The sequence below is a fragment of the Acidovorax sp. MR-S7 genome (assembly GCF_000400995.2).
Taxonomy (GTDB): domain Bacteria; phylum Pseudomonadota; class Gammaproteobacteria; order Burkholderiales; family Burkholderiaceae_C; genus MR-S7.
Genome location: NZ_DF238942.1, coordinates 1 through 17,469 on the forward strand (window position 1 = coordinate 1; position 17,469 = coordinate 17,469).

The 17,469-nt window shown below is 64.9% G+C and carries 17 protein-coding genes, 1 tRNA gene and 1 pseudogene; 7 read left to right on the plus strand and 12 right to left on the minus strand.

Going from position 1 to position 17,469, the window contains the following annotated elements:
• Nucleotides 1–28: 28 nt before the first annotated feature.
• Nucleotides 29–1,198 carry a helix-turn-helix transcriptional regulator gene (locus AVS7_RS14485; RefSeq protein ID WP_159402789.1) on the minus strand — a complete coding sequence of 390 codons (1,170 nt, stop codon included), beginning with the start codon at nt 1,196–1,198 and terminating at the stop codon, nt 29–31.
• Nucleotides 1,199–1,345: 147 nt separating this feature from the next.
• Between AVS7_RS14485 and grxD the strand changes: the two genes are divergently transcribed.
• The 3 genes from grxD to AVS7_RS14500 all read left to right on the plus strand — a co-directional run bounded on the left by grxD (nt 1,346) and on the right by AVS7_RS14500 (nt 4,261).
• A complete protein-coding gene (gene grxD, locus AVS7_RS14490; protein WP_020229136.1) occupies nt 1,346–1,675 on the plus strand; it encodes a Grx4 family monothiol glutaredoxin in 330 nt (109 codons plus the stop codon).
• 148 nt (nt 1,676–1,823) lie between these two features.
• Nucleotides 1,824–2,834 carry an AAA family ATPase gene (locus AVS7_RS14495; protein ID WP_020229137.1) on the plus strand — a complete coding sequence of 337 codons (1,011 nt, stop codon included), beginning with the start codon at nt 1,824–1,826 and terminating at the stop codon, nt 2,832–2,834.
• Nucleotides 2,835–2,932: 98 nt separating this feature from the next.
• Nucleotides 2,933–4,261 carry a hemolysin family protein gene (locus AVS7_RS14500; RefSeq protein ID WP_020229138.1) on the plus strand — a complete coding sequence of 443 codons (1,329 nt, stop codon included), beginning with the start codon at nt 2,933–2,935 and terminating at the stop codon, nt 4,259–4,261.
• Here AVS7_RS14500 and AVS7_RS14505 read toward each other — a convergent pair.
• Both AVS7_RS14505 and AVS7_RS14510 read right to left on the minus strand, forming a co-directional pair.
• Nucleotides 4,234–4,902, minus strand: coding sequence for a lytic transglycosylase domain-containing protein (locus AVS7_RS14505; protein WP_020229139.1), 669 nt, complete (start codon nt 4,900–4,902; stop codon nt 4,234–4,236). The genes AVS7_RS14500 and AVS7_RS14505 overlap by 28 nt on opposite strands.
• Nucleotides 4,899–6,644, minus strand: coding sequence for a proline--tRNA ligase (locus AVS7_RS14510; RefSeq protein WP_020229140.1), 1,746 nt, complete (start codon nt 6,642–6,644; stop codon nt 4,899–4,901). Before AVS7_RS14510 ends, AVS7_RS14505 begins: the two co-directional genes overlap by 4 nt.
• 90 nt (nt 6,645–6,734) lie before the next feature.
• Between AVS7_RS14510 and AVS7_RS14515 the strand changes: the two genes are divergently transcribed.
• Nucleotides 6,735–7,406 carry an RNA pyrophosphohydrolase gene (locus AVS7_RS14515; RefSeq protein ID WP_020229141.1) on the plus strand — a complete coding sequence of 224 codons (672 nt, stop codon included), beginning with the start codon at nt 6,735–6,737 and terminating at the stop codon, nt 7,404–7,406.
• Nucleotides 7,407–7,463: 57 nt separating this feature from the next.
• On the opposite strand, the gene proB is transcribed toward AVS7_RS14515, so the two are convergent.
• The 4 genes from proB to rplU all read right to left on the minus strand — a co-directional run bounded on the left by proB (nt 7,464) and on the right by rplU (nt 10,435).
• Nucleotides 7,464–8,603: a glutamate 5-kinase gene (gene proB, locus AVS7_RS14520; protein WP_024001615.1), complete on the minus strand. Its 1,140-nt coding sequence runs from the start codon at nt 8,601–8,603 to the stop codon at nt 7,464–7,466.
• 76 nt (nt 8,604–8,679) lie between these two features.
• Complete coding sequence (gene cgtA, locus AVS7_RS14525) at nt 8,680–9,753, minus strand: Obg family GTPase CgtA (RefSeq protein WP_020229143.1); 1,074 nt, start codon at nt 9,751–9,753, stop codon at nt 8,680–8,682.
• Nucleotides 9,754–9,850: 97 nt separating this feature from the next.
• Entirely contained in the window at nt 9,851–10,108 is a 258-nt protein-coding gene (gene rpmA / locus AVS7_RS14530; RefSeq protein WP_011804286.1) for a 50S ribosomal protein L27, read from the minus strand.
• A gap of 15 nt (nt 10,109–10,123) precedes the next feature.
• Nucleotides 10,124–10,435: a 50S ribosomal protein L21 gene (gene rplU, locus AVS7_RS14535; protein WP_024001616.1), complete on the minus strand. Its 312-nt coding sequence runs from the start codon at nt 10,433–10,435 to the stop codon at nt 10,124–10,126.
• A 168-nt stretch (nt 10,436–10,603) separates the two neighbouring features.
• Here rplU and AVS7_RS14540 point away from each other — a divergent pair, with 168 nt between their 5' ends.
• The 3 genes from AVS7_RS14540 to AVS7_RS14550 all read left to right on the plus strand — a co-directional run bounded on the left by AVS7_RS14540 (nt 10,604) and on the right by AVS7_RS14550 (nt 13,202).
• On the plus strand, nt 10,604–11,587 hold the full coding sequence (locus AVS7_RS14540; RefSeq protein ID WP_020229145.1) for a polyprenyl synthetase family protein: 984 nt from the start codon (nt 10,604–10,606) through the stop codon (nt 11,585–11,587).
• Nucleotides 11,588–11,609: 22 nt separating this feature from the next.
• A tRNA-Pro gene (locus AVS7_RS14545) sits at nt 11,610–11,686 on the plus strand.
• Nucleotides 11,687–11,855: 169 nt separating this feature from the next.
• A complete protein-coding gene (locus AVS7_RS14550; RefSeq protein WP_020229146.1) occupies nt 11,856–13,202 on the plus strand; it encodes a site-specific integrase in 1,347 nt (448 codons plus the stop codon).
• Here the strand turns inward: AVS7_RS14550 and AVS7_RS24470 are convergent.
• From AVS7_RS24470 to prmC, 5 genes and pseudogenes are all read right to left on the minus strand, one after another.
• Nucleotides 13,185–13,346, minus strand: a pseudogene (locus AVS7_RS24470) (IS256 family transposase); the annotation flags it as partial. The gene AVS7_RS14550 and the pseudogene AVS7_RS24470 overlap by 18 nt on opposite strands.
• Before the next feature lie 743 nt (nt 13,347–14,089).
• Nucleotides 14,090–14,881, minus strand: a complete 792-nt coding sequence (locus AVS7_RS14555) for a hypothetical protein (RefSeq protein ID WP_020229147.1) — start codon at nt 14,879–14,881, stop codon at nt 14,090–14,092.
• 57 nt (nt 14,882–14,938) lie between these two features.
• Nucleotides 14,939–15,790 carry a hypothetical protein gene (locus tag AVS7_RS24475; RefSeq protein WP_144425113.1) on the minus strand — a complete coding sequence of 284 codons (852 nt, stop codon included), beginning with the start codon at nt 15,788–15,790 and terminating at the stop codon, nt 14,939–14,941.
• Nucleotides 15,791–15,990: 200 nt separating this feature from the next.
• Complete coding sequence (locus tag AVS7_RS14560) at nt 15,991–16,791, minus strand: S9 family peptidase (RefSeq protein WP_020229149.1); 801 nt, start codon at nt 16,789–16,791, stop codon at nt 15,991–15,993.
• Nucleotides 16,792–16,825: 34 nt separating this feature from the next.
• Nucleotides 16,826–17,469 (minus strand): peptide chain release factor N(5)-glutamine methyltransferase (gene prmC, locus AVS7_RS14565; protein ID WP_024001617.1); only part of this gene is annotated, 644 nt, incomplete at its 5' end.

Sequence of the window (17,469 nt, forward strand, 5' to 3'; positions counted from 1 at the left end):
ACCATTCAGTTCGGAGACCGCATCTCCGTCAATTGAAGTCCGACCCGTTTACACAAAAATTCGGACACGCCCCCTGCTGCCTGTGCAAACCCGTCTTGCGCATCAGGTTCTTGATGTGCGTGCGCGCCGTGTGCCAACTGCAGCCCTGCATCTGCGCAAAATCTTTCAGCGACAGCCCTTGCGCCAGGGTCTGCGCCAAGCGCGCTTCGGTTTCCGTCAAGCCCAGGGTGGCGGCCAGTTCAGGCAGGCGCTGCGCTCCTTGCTTTTGCGTCCACACGAGCAGGGCTAGGGGCCGCTCCCGGAGCACTTGCGCCAATGGGTGGGCAGGGTGCAGGGGCAGCACGTGCAGCGCAAACTCTCCCGGCCCGGAGTTTTGCGGAGCATGGAGCGTACTGGCCACGGCGCGCGCACTTTTTGCACCCGCGTTTCCAGCGCGGCGGCAGGCCATGCTGACGCTGCGCCCCAGCCGTTCCTGCACGGCGAGACTGTCAGCGCACACGCGCCCATGGTGCAAGCGCCAGCCCGTGCCAGCCGCCAGCATGCGCTGCGCGGCCGGATTGGCGTATCGCAGTTGTCCGCCGGCTTCGACCAGCGCCAAGGCCTGGGGCAATGCGTCCAGCGCTGCCATGCCCATGGCAGCCTGTGCCACCACGCCCTCCATGCGTGCACGCAGGCGCGATGCGCGCAACAGGTCGGGCATCAAACGCTGGAGCAGCGTGCGAACGCCATCCCCATAAGCGGAATGGTCCAGGGGCCGGATCAGGCAGACCCATTCGCGCGTGCGGCCATCGTCGTACACGGGCACTCCCAGCGAATGGCGCAGGCCGTGGGATGCCAGCCAATCGGCATAGATGGGGCTGCGCGACATCGCACGCGGGCTGAAATATTCATGGTCGAGCAACAGCTCACCCACCGGAAGATTCATGATCAGCGGCACGCGCGGGTCGTGGGCCGCATGGTGTTCCTCGTACTCGCGCACCTTGTCGGCGCGCAGCACTTCATTCGTTACGCCATCCAGCACGCACTGCGCTTGCGTATCCCATCTGACGTGATGGAACAGCACGCTGTCCGTCGCTCGGCACAGCGCGCCAAGTGCCACGTTCCAGTCATCGGCGCAGGTGATGCCGTCATACAACTGTTCAGCAACGTTTCCGAGCAGACTATGCACAGCGCCTCCATATGCAGCCAAACATAACATGTCCGCTGCTGCATTCCCATCCTGAAAGCTCCCAATCCGCCCAGCCATAGCCCGATGCAGCGGCGGGTCAATGCCCGAACAGCCGGGGGAGTGAAATAATCGCCCCATCGCCGCCCTCCCCCGGGGCGCCCATTCCAGGAGAATTCCATGAGCGACGTCCAGCAACGCATCGACCAACTGGTCAAGACCAACGACATCCTGCTGTTCATGAAGGGCAGCGCCAGCTTCCCCATGTGCGGCTTCTCCGGCCGCGCCGTGCAGATCATCAAGGCCTGCGGCGTGGACCCCAAGGACATCGCCACCGTGAACGTGCTGGAAGACCAGGAAATCCGCCAGGGCATCAAGGACTACAGCAGCTGGCCCACCATCCCGCAGCTCTATGTGAAGGGCGAATTCATCGGCGGCTCGGACATCATGATGGAGATGTACGAGTCGGGCGAGCTGCAGCAGGTGCTGGGCGCCCAGCAGGCCGGCTGAACCACCGCCGCGCGTAGGAACCAACCGCTCCCTGGAGCGGTTTTTTTCTGTCCGGCGAATGCGGGATTCCTCCGACGACCGGAGCGCCGCCGCCGTGCTTGAATGGCTGCGTATCGACAGGATGAGGACCCGTTCCAAGGAGCGCGCCATGACCAGCCACAGCCTCGTACCCCAGCCCCCGGCCCTGTCGCTGCCGGTGGCACAGATGCGCAGCGTGTTCCACCCCGGCGACGTCGAGCGCAAACTCGCGCGCCTGCAGGAAGCCGGCAGCCAGCGAGACTACGAGAACCTGCGTACGGTGTACGAACGCATGCTCGAGCGCGGCCCCGAGCGCTTCCAGGTCAAGCCCTCGGGCGTTCCCGACATGGCAGGCCTGTACGAGCAGTTGCCCAACTTCACCGAAGTGCTGGACGACGTGAAGCGCCACGTGGCCCTGGCCCAGGACAGCCGCGACGGGCTGGAAGTGACCCCCATGCTGCTGCTGGGGCCGCCCGGCATCGGCAAGACCCACTTCGCGCGCCATCTCGCCGAACTGCTGGGCACGGGCATGAACCTCGTGCCCATGAGTTCGATGACCGCGGGCTGGCTGCTGTCGGGCGCGTCTTCGCAATGGAAGGGCGCGCGGCCCGGCAAGGTGTTCGAGGCCCTCGTGGAGGGCGAGTACGCCAACCCGGTCATCGTGGTGGACGAGATCGACAAGGCCGCGGGCGACGCGCAGTACGACCCGCTGGGCGCCCTCTACGGCTTGCTGGAGCACGACACCGCGCAGAGCTTCACCGACGAGTTCGCCGACGTGGCCATCGACGCGAGCCAGGTCATCTGGATCACCACCGCCAACGACGAACGCGGCATCCCCGATCCCATCCTGAACCGCATGAACGTGTTCGAATTGCAGGCTCCCACGCTGGAGCAGGCCCGGGCCATCGCCCTGCGGCTGTACCAGGGCATCCGCGGCGAACACGGCTGGGGCCGCCACTTCGACCCCGAGCCCACGCCCGACGTGCTGGACCTGCTGGCCCGCATGCCGCCGCGCGAGATGCGCCGCGCGCTCATGACCGGCTTTGGCAATGCCCGGCTGGAGCAGCGCGGGCAGATCGAGCCCGCCGACCTGCCGTCCTCTGCCGGGGCGCGCAAGCCGCGCATCGGCTTCACCCAGTAGCGCCCCGGGCGGCGCGCGCCGCCCCGCGCCCGCTACACTCGGACGGCTCCCGCAAGGCGCCCGTCCGCGCGCCTGCGCGGGCCCCCAACGGCCTTCCCATGTCCCTCTCGCAAAGCCTGTTCGTCATCGCCCTGCTCATCGCGGCCAGCGCATTCTTCTCGCTGGCGGAGATCTCCCTGGCCGCCTCGCGCCGCCTGCGCCTGCGCCAGCTCGCCGACGAGGGCGACCGCCGTGCCGACCAGGTGCTGCGCCTGCAGGTGGACCCCGGTGACTACTTCACCGCCGTGCAGATCGGCCAGAACGCCGTGGCGGTGCTCGGCGGCATCGTGGGCGAGGGGGCGCTCAGCCCCCATTTCACGGAAATTTTCAGCCTGTGGCTGAGCGACGCACGCGCGCAGACGGCGGGCTTCCTCGCCTCGTTCACCGTCATCACCTCGCTGTTCATCCTGTTCGCCGACCTGTTCCCCAAGCGCCTGGGCATGGCCGAACCCGAGCGCCTGGCCTTGCGTGTGATCGCGCCCATGCAGACCACCATGGCGCTGCTGCGACCCGTGGTGTGGTTCTACAGCCGCTGTGCCGACGTCGTCTTCCGGCTGCTGGGCCTGACCTCGCTGCGCGACGAGCGTGTCACCTCCGACGACATCCTCGCGATGATGGAAGCCGGCACGCGCTCGGGCGTGCTGGCCGCGCGCGAGCAGCAGGTGATCGAGAACGTGTTCGAGCTCGACTCGCGCAGCGTGGCCAGCAGCATGTCGCCGCGCGACCGCGTGGCCTACTTCCTGCGCGACGACCCCGACACGGTGATCCGCGCGCGCATCGCGGCCGAGCCGTTTTCCACCTACCCCGTATGCGAGGGCGACATCGACCACGTCGTCGGCTACGTGGACGCCAAGGACCTGTTCCAGCGCGTGCTCAACAACCAGCCCATCTCGCTGGCCGAAGACGGCCTGGTGCGCAAGGTGCTCATCGTGCCCGACCGCCTCTCACTGGCCGAGGTGCTGGAGCAGTTCCGCCAGGTGCACGAGGACTTCGCCGTCATCGTCAACGAATACAGCCTGGTCGTGGGCGTGGTGACGCTCAACGACGTGATGAGCACGGTGATGGGCGACCTCGTGGGCCCCGCCGACGAGGAGCAGATCGTGCGCCGCGACGAGAACTCCTGGCTCATCGACGGCATGACGCCGGTGAACGATGTGCTGCACGCGCTCGACCTCGACGAGCTGCCGCATGCCGACGAATACGAGACCCTCGCGGGCTTCCTCATGGTGATGCTGCGCCGCGTGCCCCGCCGCACCGACAGCGTGAACTGGGGCGGCTACAAGTTCGAGGTGCTGGACGTGGACAGCTACCGCATCGACCAGGTGATGGTTTCGCGGCTGGAGCCAACCGCGGCCGGCACTCAGGCCGCCGAGGCGATGCGCTCCTGAAAGAACCAGTTGCGCTGCGCCGCGAACACGGCGCTCGGGTAAGGCGCCCTGCCCCGGCTGCCGTTGTAGCGGCCCAGCGCCATGAACAGGTCGCCGCGCTCGCGGTCGAGGTAGTGGCGCAGGATCACGCAGCCGAAGCGCAGGTTGGTCTGCATGTGGAACAACTTGGACGCATCGCCGTCGCCGATCACGCGCGTCCAGAACGGCATCACCTGCATGTAGCCGCGCGCGCCCACGGGCGAGACGGCGAACTTGCGGAATGCGCTCTCGACCTGGATCAGGCCCATGACCAGGGACACGTCCAGGCCCGCGCGCTTGGCCTCGTACCAGGCGGTCTGCAGGAAATCGCGGCGCACCTCCCAGTCGGGCTTGCGGCTGCGCAGGCGGTCGCTCATGGTGCCCAGCCAGCGCAGGTACGACAGGCGCGCCTCGGTGCTGGCGAAGAGCGGCTCGGGCGGCGCCAGGTCGGCCACGGCGGAGGTGAGCGCCGACCGCACGGAATCCATCAGCGGCTCTTCCAGCTGGCTGCCCGCATGGGCTGCCGCAGGCGCGCCCAGCCACGCGGCCGGACCGGCCGCAAGCGATGCCAAGCAGGCGCGGCGCGACAGTCCGCCGCGCCGTGCAATCCCCTCGTTGTTCATACCTTCAAGCGGTTCTTCAGGTAATCGAAAACCTCGTCCACGGCCACCTTGGTGGCCCCCGTGTCGCGGCGATGCTGGTATTCCACCTGCCCTTCCTTGAGGCCGCGGTCCGACAGTACCACGCGGTGCGGCACGCCGATCAGCTCCCAGTCGGCAAACATGGCGCCGGGCCGTTCGCCCCGGTCGTCCAGCAGCACGTCCACGCCCGCGGCCTGCAGCTCGGCATGGAGCTTCTCGGCGGCGACCTTGACTTCGTCGCTGCGGTCCATGCCGATGGGGCACAGCACCACGGTGAACGGCGCGATCGCGTCGGGCCAGATGATGCCGCGCTCGTCGTGGTTCTGCTCGATGGCGGCGGCCGGCAGGCGCGTCACGCCGATGCCGTAGCAGCCCATCTCGAAGAACGCGGGCTTGCCATCCTCGCCGAGGAAGGTGGCGTTCATGGCCTTGGAATACTTGGTGCCCAGGTAGAACACATGGCCGACTTCGATGCCGCGCTCGATGGCGAGTTCCCCCCTGCCGTCAGGCGACGGGTCGCCTGCCACCACGTTGCGCAGGTCGGCCACCAGGTCGGGTTCGGGCAGGTCGCGGCCCCAGTTCACGCCGGTGATGTGGTGATCTTCCTGGTTGGCGCCGCAGATCCAGTCGGCCATCACAGCCACCTCGCGGTCGGCCACGACGTTCACGGGTTTCTTCAGGCCGAGCGGGCCCAGGTAGCCGGGCTTGCAGCCGAAGTGCTCGTCGATCTCGGCCAGAGTGGCGAAGCGGAAGCCCGCATCCAGCCCGGGCACCTTGGAGACCTTGACTTCGTTCATGTCGTGGTCGCCGCGCAGCAGAAGCAGCCACACCTGGCTCTTGACGATTTCGCCGGACTCGTTGGCCTGGTCGGTGGCCAGCACCAGCGACTTGACCGTGGTGGCCTGCGGCACGCCCAGCAGCGCGGCCACGTCGGCGCAGGTGCTCTTGCCGGGCGTGGGGGTCAACGCCTGCGGCTGGCTGGCGGCGGGACGTGGCCCGGCAGGCGCCAGAGCCTCGGCTTTTTCCATGTTGGCCGCGTAGTCGCTGGCCGGGCAGTAGACGATGGCGTCTTCGCCCGTGGCGGCGATCACCTGGAATTCCTCGCTCAGGTCGCCGCCGATGGCGCCGGAATCCGCCGCGACGGCGCGGTAGCGCAGCCCGAAACGGTCGAAGATGCGGCGGTAGGCCTGGGCCATCATCTGGTAGCTCACCTTGGCGCCGGCCTGGTCGCGGTCGAAGCTGTAGGCGTCCTTCATGATGAATTCACGCCCGCGCATCAGGCCGAAGCGCGGGCGGCGCTCGTCGCGGAACTTGGTCTGGATCTGGTAGAGGTTCTTGGGCAGCTGCTTGTAGCTGCGCAGCTCCTGGCGTGCGATGTCAGTGACCACTTCCTCGCTGGTGGGCTGAATCACGAAGTCACGCCCATGGCGGTCCTGGATGCGCAGCAGCTCCGGGCCCATCTTCTCGAAGCGCCCCGTCTCCTGCCACAGCTCGGCCGGCTGCACCACGGGCATGGTGCACTCCACGGCGCCCGCGCGGTTCATTTCCTCGCGCACGATGGCTTCCACCTTGCGGATCACGCGCAGCCCCATGGGCATGTAGTTGTAGATCCCGGCACCCAGCTTCTTGATGAGCCCGGCGCGCATCATGAGCTTGTGGCTGACGACCTCGGCATCGGCCGGAGCCTCTTTCAAGGTGGAAACGAAGAATTGGGAAGCTTTCATCGAACGAACCTGGCGACCGTGGCGCCCTCGCTTGCCGCAGGCGGGGCAGCGTGCATAATGACCACAGTTTTAAAAATTTGGGGTTAGATTATGCTTGACCGCGACGGCTTTCGGCCGAACGTCGGCATCGTCCTGCTCAACCAAAGAAACCAGGTATTCTGGGGCAAGCGCATACGCACCCACAGCTGGCAGTTCCCTCAAGGCGGCATCGACCGCGGAGAGTCCCCGGAGCAGGCCATGTTCCGCGAACTGCACGAAGAGGTGGGATTGCGCCCCAACCAGGTACGTGTGATCGCCCGCACCCGGGACTGGTTGCGCTACGAAGTGCCGGACCGGTACATCCGCCGCGATGCGCGCGGCCACTATAAGGGACAGAAGCAGATCTGGTACCTGCTGCAACTGCTGGGCCACGACTGGGACCTGAACCTGCGCGCCACCAACCACCCCGAGTTCGACGCCTGGCGCTGGAACGACTACTGGGTGCCGCTGGACGTGGTGGTCGAGTTCAAGCGCGGCGTCTATGAAATGGCGCTGACGGAACTCGCGCGCTTCCTCCCCCGCTACGAACAACGCAACCGCTACCTGCGCAGCGGCATGCGTTCGCGCGAACCGGAGAGCGGCACTCCGGCCGCCCTGCATCGCACGGGTTCGCTGTTCGTCAAGCCTGGCATGGAACTGCCTCCGGGCGCCAGCTTCGACCCCGATCCGCAGAGCAGCATGCCCGCACCGCTCTCGGAAACACCTCCCGGCTCCGACGAATAGCCGCCAGCATGGCCCAGTCCCGCGCTTTCCGCGGGACACACGCTGGCACACACTCCGTCAGGCGTGGGTCAGCACCAGGTTGTCCCGGTGCACCATTTCCGGCTCCGCCGCATAGCCCAGCAGGCGCTCGAACTCCGTAGAGGGCTTGCGGCACAGCAGCCGCGCCTCGGCGCTGGCGTAGTTGGCTAGGCCGCGCGCGATCTCGGAGCCGCCCGTGTCGCGCACGGCGATCACGTCGCCACGTGCAAAGTCACCTTCCACGGCCACCATGCCGATGGGCAGCAGGCTCTTGCCCTCGCCCAGCAGCTTGGCCACGGCGCCGGCATCCACCGTCACCGAGCCGCGCAGTTGCAGATGGTCGGCCATCCACTGCTTGCGCGCCTGGGTCTTCTGCGTCTGCGCCACGAGCAGCGAGCCGATCGCCTCGCCGCGCGCCAGGCGCAGCAGCACATCGGGCTCGCGCCCCCAGGCGATCACCGTGGAGGCGCCGGAGCCAGCGGCCCGCTTGGCTGCCAAGATCTTGGTGATCATGCCGCCCTTGCCGATGGACGAGCCCGCGCCCCCCGCCATGGCCTCCAGCGCAGCATCGCCCGCCTGGGCTTCATGGACGAACTGCGCCGCCGGGTCGCGCCGGGGGTCGGCCGTGTAGAGCCCCTTCTGGTCGGTCAGGATGACCAGCGCATCAGCCTCCACCAGGTTGGCCACCAGCGCGCCCAGCGTGTCGTTGTCACCGAACTTGATCTCGTCGGTGACCACGGTGTCGTTCTCGTTGATGACCGGCACCACGCCCAGGCGCAGCAGCGTGAGCAGTGTGGAGCGTGCGTTCAGGTAGCGCTCGCGGTCGGCCAGGTCGCCGTGGGTGAGCAGCACCTGCGCGCTGCCCATGCCCTGCTCGCGCAGCTTGGTTTCGTACATCTGCGCCAGCCCCATCTGCCCGACTGCGGCAGCAGCCTGCAGTTCGTGGATCTCGCTGGGGCGCGTGGCCCAGCCCAGGCGCTTCATGCCCTCGGCGATCGCACCGCTGGAGACCATGATGACCTCGCGCGTCGCGCCGCCGTCGCCCCGCACCAGCGCCGCGAGCTGGCGGCTCCACTCGCCGATGGCGACCTCGTCCAGCCCCCGTCCTTCATTGGTGACGAGGCTCGACCCCACCTTGACCACGATACGCCGCGCATCGCGCAATACACTGGAAACCATATTTGAATGAAATCAGCCTCTAGCGCTTATCCATCAAGCGCAATCAGCTATTGAATCAATAGCACCAACGCCACCATCAAGCCTGCGTCTCTCCGTCCGCGAAGCGGGGATCCACCTCGACCGGGGCTTGAAGCGCCTGCTGCTGGGCGTGCACGTGCTGGTAGATTGCCTGCACCAGCGGCTCGCAGCCTTCGCGCGTCAGGGCGGAGATTTCGAACACCGGGCCATTCCACTTGAAGCGGCGGGCGAAGTCCTTCACGCGTGCGGCGCGCTCCTCGGCCGGCACCATGTCCAGCTTGTTGAGCACCAGCCAGCGCGGCTTGTCGTAGAGCTGCGCGTCGTATTTCTTGAGCTCGCCGACGATGGCCTTGGCCTGCGCCACCGGGTCCACGGAATCGTCGAACGGCGCCAGGTCCACCACGTGCAGCAGCAGGCGGGTGCGCTGCAGGTGCCGCAGGAACTGGTGCCCCAGGCCCGCCCCCTCCGAAGCGCCTTCGATCAGGCCGGGGATGTCGGCCACCACGAAGCTCTGCTCCGGCCCCACGCGTACCACGCCGAGGTTGGGGTGCAGCGTGGTGAAGGGATAGTCCGCGATCTTGGGACGCGCATTGGAAACGGCAGCGATGAAGGTGGACTTGCCCGCGTTGGGCATGCCCAGCAGGCCCACGTCGGCCAGCACCTTGAGTTCCAGCTTGAGGTTCTTCTTCTCGCCCGGCCAGCCGGGCGTCTTCTGCCGGGGCGCGCGATTGATGGCGCTCTTGAAGCGCATGTTGCCAAAGCCGCCGTCTCCCCCCTTGGCGATCATGGTGACCTCGCCAGGGTTCAGCAGTTCGTACAGCACCTCGCCCGTATCCGCGTCGCTGATGATGGTGCCGACGGGCATCTTCAGCGTGACGTCCGCGCCGGCCGCACCGAACATGTCGGAGCCCATGCCGTGCTCGCCCCGCTTGGCCTCGTGCCTGCGGGAGTAGCGGAAGTCCACCAGCGTGTTGAGGTTGGGGTCGGCCAAAGCGAACACGTGGCCGCCGCGGCCACCGTCTCCGCCATTGGGACCTCCGAACTCCTTGTATTTCTCGTGCCGGAACGACACGCAGCCATTGCCGCCGTCACCTGCGGCAACGTCGATAAAGGCTTCGTCGACGAACTTCATGGGTATCCAGTTTACAAAAGCCATCCGGGAGCACAGCTTCCGGAAACGACAAAGCCCCGACGAGCGGGGCTTTGGGTAGAGCCAGCAGCGACGGGCCTCAGGCCGGAGTCACGCTCACCGTGTGCTTGGACAGTGCACCCTTCGTGCCGAACGACACGTGGCCGTCCACCAACGCGAACAGGGTGTGGTCCTTGCCCACGCCGACGTTGACGCCGGGGTGGATGCGCGTGCCGCGCTGGCGCACGATGATCGAACCGGCGCTGATCAGTTCACCGCCATAGGCCTTCACACCGAGCATCTTGGGCTTGGAATCGCGCCCGTTTCGCGTAGAGCCGCCGCCTTTTTTCTGTGCCATGACATCAGCTCCTGCTTAAGCGGCGATCGCTTCGATCTGCAGCTCGGTGAACTGCTGGCGATGGCCTTGACGTTTCTGATAGTGCTTGCGACGGCGCATCTTGAAGATGCGCACCTTGTCGTGCTTGCCGTGCGCCACGACCGTGGCCTTCACGGTTGCGCCGGACACCAGGGGCGTGCCCACCTTGAGTTCAGCGCCGTTGCCGACAGCCAGAACCTGGTCGATCACGATCTCCTGGCCCACTTCCGCAGCAATCTGTTCTACCTTAATTTTTTCGCCAGCGGCAACGCGATACTGCTTGCCACCGGTTTTTATGACCGCGTACATGTAAACCTCTTTGATCTGGAGTTCTGCGAAAGGATTTCCGCAGAACCGCGAATTGTACAACAACCTGTTTTTCGTGCCTAGGTCCACTGAGGCAGCCGCCCGAGTGCTCCCGGGAGGTACGGCACCGCTTCCTATAATCATCCGTTTACACCACAGCCCTCAACCACCTTGGCCGCCAACTCCCCCCGCACCGCCGCCACCCTCGCCCTGATTTCCGACGACATGCAGGAGGTGGACAAGGTCATTGCTTCACGCTTGACGTCCTCGGTCGCGCTGGTCGGCGATGTGGCGCGATACATCATCTCGGCGGGCGGAAAGCGGCTGCGTCCGGCCCTGCTGCTACTGATGAGCGGCGCGCTGCAGTACCAGGGCGCGCAACGCTTCAACCTTGCCGCCGTGGTCGAGTTCATCCATACGGCCACACTGCTGCACGACGACGTAGTAGACGAATCCACGCTGCGCCGAGGCCGCCCCACCGCCAACGAGAACTTCGGCAATCCCGCCAGCGTCCTGGTGGGCGATTTTCTCTATTCACGCGCCTTCCAGATGATGGTGGACACGGGCAACATGCGCGTGATGCAGGTCCTGGCCGACGCTACGAACGTGATTGCCGAGGGCGAGGTGCAGCAGCTCATGAACACGCACGACGCCTCGCTGGACGAGGCAGGCTACCTGGGCGTGATCCGCTCAAAGACCGCCAAGCTGTTCGAAGCCAGCGCCCGGCTCGCGGCCATCCTCTCCGACAGTACCCCTGCCATCGAGCAGGCCTGCGCCGCCTATGGCCAAGCACTCGGAACCGCCTTCCAGGTGATCGATGACGTCCTAGACTATGACGGCGATGCCCAGGAGATGGGCAAGAACCTGGGTGACGACCTGCGCGAGGGAAAGGTGACCCTACCCCTCATCGTCGCCATGCAACGCGGCAGCGACGCCGAACGCGCGCTGCTGCGCCGCGTGATCGAAACAGGCTCTACCGACGAACTGCCCGCCGTGATCGACATCGTCAGGCGAACCGGCGCCCTCACCGCCACGCGTGAAGCCGCCGCGACCCAGGCCCGGCTGGCCATGGAGGCACTTTCGCCACTGCCATCCAATTCTTATACTGAAGGTTTGCTACAATTAGCGGCTCAGCTGCTGGAGCGCCGAGTTTGATACTTGGCGGCCCAGCATCTCGCGGGGTGTAGCTTAGCCTGGTAGAGCGCTACGTTCGGGACGTAGAGGCCGGAGGTTCGAATCCTCTCACCCCGACCAGAAATACCTTGTAAATCAAGCACTTAGAACAGCCGCCACGACGCGGCTGTTTTGTTTTCTGGCGGTTCTGTGCCAATTCTGTGCCAAACGGCAGAGATTCAAGGGCGCCGCAACCGATTGCGTATAAGCGCTCTGCCTACAGGAGTCTCCTCATTCAACGGAGATATCCATGGCACACATCGCCAACCGCAGCCGCTTTCGCGTCACCGTCAAGAACAAGCCCGACCTGACCCAGCACTTCAGCTTCAGCAAGGTGGCCGCAGTCGAGGCCTACATGAAGGAGCTGCGCGCCCAGGGCTACAAACCTCGCGCCGAGCAGCTCGACGAAAGCTGGCTGGTCCGCATCCGCGAGCGGGGGCACAAACCGCTCGAAGCCACTTTCGAGTCAGAAGCAGCGGCCACCCAGTTCATCGAGAAGACCAGCGAAGAGCGCAAGCGCGGCCTGTTCATCGACTACACAGCCGCCCTGAAGGTCACTTTCGCGGACATCCTGGTGCGCTATCTGCTCGAAGAAACCAGCCGCAAGAAAAGCGGCGAGGTGCTGGCCTACGTTCTGGAGGGCTGGCTCGAGGACAGCGGGCCCCGAGGTATCGAATTGCTCGCCCAATACCGTGAAGAGCTTCGGGCGCGGGGGCGCAAGGTGCGCCAGCCCAAATTCAAGATGCGCCAACCCAGCACGGAACTCGCCTGGATTCACAAGCGCCTGGCAGAGGTCACCACGGTCGACATCGAGGGCTTCATCGACGAGCGCCTCGAGGTCGTCGCAAAGGGAACGGTTGACCGGGAAATCGACCGACTCAAGGCCATCTTCAAGGTGGCACTGAAAGTCTGGGACTACAACCTCGCCAAGAACCCGATGGACGCCGTGCGGCGCCCGGACTTCTTCAACGAGCGCGACCGCCGGATTTCTGCCGACGAAGAGCGTCGGCTGCTGGAAGCGCTCGCCCAACTGGACCTGGAGCGCGCCGTCCAGCCCGTTCTGCGCGAACTTGCCGACCAGGAAATGTCGAACATGCAGTTCACCAGCCCAAGCGCCCGCAAGAAGGTATTGGTGGAGGTTCGAAATCGCCTGCGGGCGCAGGCCGAGGAAGAGGCTCATGTCGAGCCCTATCTGCAAGCTTTTTACCTCTTCCAGGTCATGACAGGAGCGCGCCGCGGCGAGACCGTGAATCTGACTTGGGACCGCATCGACTTTGAAGCCAAGACGGCCTACCTTCCTGAAACCAAGAACGGGCGTGCACGCAAGCTCGCACTGCGCCAGGACCTCATCGACATCCTGGCCGAGTTACCCAAAAACACAGCCTTCGTCTTCGATGTGGGCCTGGACCACATCGTGGGGGCCTGGGACAAGGCGTGCTCGATGGCCGGCATCCAGGACCTGCGCATCCACGACTGCCGGCATGAGGCACTGTCGCGCCTGGCCGAGACCGGCAAATTCAGCATCCCGGAGCTGCAGGTATTCAGTGGGCACCGGGATATTCGCATGCTGATGCGCTACGCCCAGGTGCTCGGTTAGTTCGGCGTCAAGCGCCTTCTCGACCAGCAGCTTGGTCAACTGCTTGAGCAGGCCGTTCTCGCCGATGAGGTCTTCAGGCTTCTTGTAGTTAGCCAGCAGGCCAGACAGCAGTTCTTCGGGTACGTCGTGTTTCTTGGTGCTCATTGTGCTTACGGACAGGCCGGCTCGCGCCGGCGGTGGATTGTCCGTTTACACAAAATTCTGCACACCCTCGCAGCAGGACGTGGTGGTGCTGGTGCGAGGCCTCCTTCTATAAATTGATAGCTGCATGCGCTTGCTGGATAAGCTCTAGAGGCTGATTAGATGCGTCTTGTTCCCGCTTGCGCAAGGCCTGAGCATGCGCGATGCAATGTGCTGTGAACTATCGTACGGCTCCCTGAATCGTGCCATCAGGGGAAAGTTGAACCCCCAATGATTTCCATTGGAAAAGTCGCAAGTAACCCACCGGGTTCCACCACTACTCGTTCCGGAACCTACGTGCCCTCCCTCGCACTGGCAACGGTGATGGGCGTTGCTGACTGAGCGAATCTCGCCACTGCATTTTGTCGAACTTGTCGTCGTATCCCCTGAATGTGTCTCGGTTGCGGCATATTGATTAGCTGCGCCGGTCCACATTTGCGCACTGTCCTTGGCATCCATGCTCCCACCCAGGGTGAATACATCCATGATGGCACCCATGGCCACGCCCATGGTGCCCTAATACACCCCTGTGAATATGTTGCCTTTGGAGAGTTCATCTCCCGTCGCTTCGATGGCTTTCATCGTCGTGCAGCCTGCTAGGACCAGCAGTGCCAGGGCGGCGGGTGCCAAGAAATAGCGGGGTTGGCGGCGCATTTTTCGTTCCTTCATGTCGGTGGAGTGATGACCCGGTTGTTGGAAACCGTCAATCAACGCTGGACGGGGGGCTTCATGCGGGCCTTCAGCAGCGCTTCATCCCGGGGCAGCAGCACATGCGCGGCGAAGCGGATTTCCACTCCTTCGCCCGGCGTCAACTGGATAGGTGTAATCTGGTGGCGCAGCACGCCCGTGGCGCGGTCGAACGTGGTCTGCGTCTGCACCGCCGCATTAGCCACGGGCTGGAACCGGTCCATGTCCGCCGCGAAGATGCCCAGGATAGGAACCAGAGACATGAGCGCTTTGGCCATGGAGACATCGGCCACCTTGCGGGTGGACAGCACCTTATCGAACTCCACGTTGACGGCCAGCCGGTCGTTGAAGCCCATGGCCCCCTGGAACTCGCGGTTTCCGGCGTTGTAGGCGATCACGCGGAACACCACCGGCACGCGGCCTTGCAGGATTTGCTCTTGGGACAACTCGTGGTGGCCCTGTTGCTGCCAGCGATCGGCCTGCAAGGCCACTTCCTTGACGGCGGCAAGCGCGAAGCGCTTTTCCTGCGCTTGGTCTGGCGTCTTGCCCCTGCCCAGCGCCCAGCCAAAGCGCAGGTCGAAATCGGGGATGCCCAGGCCGATGGGAATCGACTCGGGCTCCACCATCACCACGTGCACATCGTTGGTGGCCGCCGTGATCAGATTGCCGCCATCGTCGGCCACCACCACGGAATCCTTGGGGGCCAGGGTTTCCAGAGCCACGGAGGTATCGGGGTTGGCCTTGATGTCGATGAAGCTCTGGCCTCCGTTTTCAAGGGCGGCGATGTGGCGGTAGCCGCAACCGGTGAGCAATATGGCAGATAGGAATAGTAAGGGAAGTTTTTTTGCGACTTTCATTGGGTGATTGACTTATCTGCAAATGCCGTAGGCGCGTGAGTTTGTGGTGATCGTTCTGGTATCAAAATCAGTAATAAATGGAAGGCCGGGCCAAATGCATGCGTATGTCCATATATATCCCGAGTTTCTTGATTCTGGGATTATTTGTGTATTTCCAGGAGATATTGAGGATGCTCCGGTGCCGTATGAATAGCCAGTGGGGCTGGAAGATGAGGGCTTGGCCTTGCAAGCCCAATATCCAGACAAGGTGCAATAGGTATATTCAACCGTGATGTTGCATGTATTGGTAACGGTGAAGCTGCCGGATTGGTTCTGACTCAGCCGAATGCATTGGTTTGCGGATTGCGGTGCCGGGGCTGGAGCAGGCGAGGGTGCGGGTGATGGGGATGGCGCAGGAGAGGGTACGGGTGACGGTGACGGTGCAGGAGACGGCGACGGTGCAGGAGATGGGGCTGGCGATGGCGCGGGGGCATTAGTGCAATTGTGAGAATAATTGCTGCCGTTGTCGGAAATCTCCAGCCGCATGACCGTTCCATTGCTGCATTTGAAAACGGCGATCCGTGTGCCATTGGTTCCGCTGTCCATAATCACCGAACCAATGAGCGTTCCCTTGGCTAATACCTGGGCATTGCTGTTGACAGACAAATCATTCAATCGGATATTCCTGCTGATATGAACCACGAGCCGCGACTGGCTTTCGACACCAAAGCTCTCATTGGCGGCGTCCTTGATGACGACGCCGTTGGCGTTGTCATTCCACGTGACAAAGCGCGCACTATCAGAATCATCGCCACCTCCGCCGCCTCCGCACGCTACCAAGGCGGTGAGTGAGGCCAGGATGGTCAAGCGCATTGAGATATGCATGTGTTTCTCCTCATGAATTCACGATTGATCGCATGTTCATAACGATGCGAAACGCTGTAACCGATTGAATCCATGGCCGCTCTGGCTGTCGATACCACAAAGTGCGGTATTGACAGGAGTACTGCAGGCCCGCCAAACGGCAAAGCCCGCATCGCGGGCTTTGCATGGGGAAGGAGTGCGGCTGTAGGCCTTGGACGCTGTCAGCGTTCTTGCAGCAAGGTGCGTATGGCCCCGAACACTTCTGGCGAGCGCAGCGCGCTGTTATGCCCTTCACCCGGCAGCGGAGTGAACGTGGCCTGGATGCCCCGCTGGGTCAGGGTTTCGATGTGGCGGCGGGCCAGTTCGGGCCGAGTGTTGTCGTCGGCCTCGCCGGTCAAGGCGATGACGCGTGTGGTGGGCGCGATCTTGTCGGTCCAGGCCATCGGGTTTTCACTGCGGTGCCATGGACGGCGGCCCTCGCGCCATGCCGCCAGGTCGCCAGGGCTGGAGACGAGAATGGCTGCGTCGATTAGCCCGGGGCACATGCCCAGGATGACCGACGCAGTGGCCGCGCCGCCGGAGTGGCCGATGGCGATGACGCGGCGCGGCTGGTAGTGCTGGCGCAGACGCTCGATGGCGGTGGCGACCTGGGTGAGGTTTTCCTTGGTGTAGTGATCGGTGCGCCCGGTGTGCATGAAGGCTACGGACGAGCTTTCGCCGCTGCCGTCGGGGTAGCCGGGGCGCACCAGGGCCACGGACAGCACTTTGTGGTCGGCGAAGGTGCTGGCGCTGCGTTCGGCGTGGGCGAAATGGTAGTTGGCCGGGCCGCCCGAGGAGACGTCGCCGTGCAGCCAGACCAGCAGGACGTCGGGCGCTTCTTTTTGACCGTAGGCGCGCGTCAACAGGCATTCGGATGCGCCGCTGACGCGGAGGGTGAAATCCTCATCGGTGCACGGGGCTGCGTGCGCCGGGTTCAGCAGGGCGAGGGCAATGACGAGGCTGGCGAGAGCGGCATGGCGCATGGGGCGGGCTCCTGAACGCTGGAGCGCCGGATTGTCACCCAGTCCGCTGCCCGCCCGTGCACCGGGCCATGCCGGCCAAATCATGGCGGCTGTGGACCTGCCCGAAGCCCGCCGCGCGCAGCAGCGCCTGCACGGCCTCGGCCTGGTCCCAGCCGTGCTCCAGCAGCAGCCAGCCGCCGGGCGCGAGGCGCGAGGGGGCCTGCGCGGCGATGGCGCGGATGTCTTGAAGGCCGTCGTCGCCGCTGGCCAGGGCCGACAGCGGTTCGTGCGTGAGCGCGGCCAGGTGCGGGTCGGTGGCGGGGATGTAGGGCGGGTTGCTCACGATCAGGTCGAACGGGCCGGCGATGCCGTCCAGCCAGTGGCCCTGGACGAACCGCACGGGCAGGCCCAGCCGCCGGGCGTTGGCGCGGGCGACGGCGAGGGCGTCGGCGCTGGCGTCCACGGCCAGCACCTGGGCCTGCGGGCGCTGGCTTTGCAGGGCCAGGGCGATGGCACCGCTGCCGGTGCCCAGGTCGGCCATGCGGGCGGCGGGCGCGGCGAGCGCCAAAGCCCAGTCCACCAGCGTCTCGGTGTCGGGGCGCGGGTCGAGCACGCGGGCGTCCACCTGCAGCGGCAGGCCGTAGAACTCCTTGGTGCCCGTGAGATAGGCCACGGGTTCGCCCGCCATACGGCGGGGGG

What these genes read in the sequence shown, in the direction of transcription:
- AVS7_RS14550 (WP_020229146.1), top strand. Translation starts at nt 11,856, where the DNA reads ATGGCACACATCGCCAACCGCAGCCGCTTTCGCGTCACCGTCAAGAAC.
- proB (WP_024001615.1), bottom strand. Translation starts at nt 8,603, where the DNA reads ATGGTTTCCAGTGTATTGCGCGATGCGCGGCGTATCGTGGTCAAGGTG.
- cgtA (WP_020229143.1), bottom strand. Translation starts at nt 9,753, where the DNA reads ATGAAGTTCGTCGACGAAGCCTTTATCGACGTTGCCGCAGGTGACGGC.
- grxD (WP_020229136.1), top strand. Translation starts at nt 1,346, where the DNA reads ATGAGCGACGTCCAGCAACGCATCGACCAACTGGTCAAGACCAACGAC.
- AVS7_RS24475 (WP_144425113.1), bottom strand. Translation starts at nt 15,790, where the DNA reads ATGCATATCTCAATGCGCTTGACCATCCTGGCCTCACTCACCGCCTTG.
- AVS7_RS14560 (WP_020229149.1), bottom strand. Translation starts at nt 16,791, where the DNA reads ATGCGCCATGCCGCTCTCGCCAGCCTCGTCATTGCCCTCGCCCTGCTG.
- AVS7_RS14495 (WP_020229137.1), top strand. Translation starts at nt 1,824, where the DNA reads ATGACCAGCCACAGCCTCGTACCCCAGCCCCCGGCCCTGTCGCTGCCG.
- AVS7_RS14500 (WP_020229138.1), top strand. Translation starts at nt 2,933, where the DNA reads ATGTCCCTCTCGCAAAGCCTGTTCGTCATCGCCCTGCTCATCGCGGCC.
- rplU (WP_024001616.1), bottom strand. Translation starts at nt 10,435, where the DNA reads ATGTACGCGGTCATAAAAACCGGTGGCAAGCAGTATCGCGTTGCCGCT.
- rpmA (WP_011804286.1), bottom strand. Translation starts at nt 10,108, where the DNA reads ATGGCACAGAAAAAAGGCGGCGGCTCTACGCGAAACGGGCGCGATTCC.
- AVS7_RS14505 (WP_020229139.1), bottom strand. Translation starts at nt 4,902, where the DNA reads ATGAACAACGAGGGGATTGCACGGCGCGGCGGACTGTCGCGCCGCGCC.
- AVS7_RS14515 (WP_020229141.1), top strand. Translation starts at nt 6,735, where the DNA reads ATGCTTGACCGCGACGGCTTTCGGCCGAACGTCGGCATCGTCCTGCTC.
- AVS7_RS14485 (WP_159402789.1), bottom strand. Translation starts at nt 1,198, where the DNA reads ATGTTATGTTTGGCTGCATATGGAGGCGCTGTGCATAGTCTGCTCGGA.
- AVS7_RS14510 (WP_020229140.1), bottom strand. Translation starts at nt 6,644, where the DNA reads ATGAAAGCTTCCCAATTCTTCGTTTCCACCTTGAAAGAGGCTCCGGCC.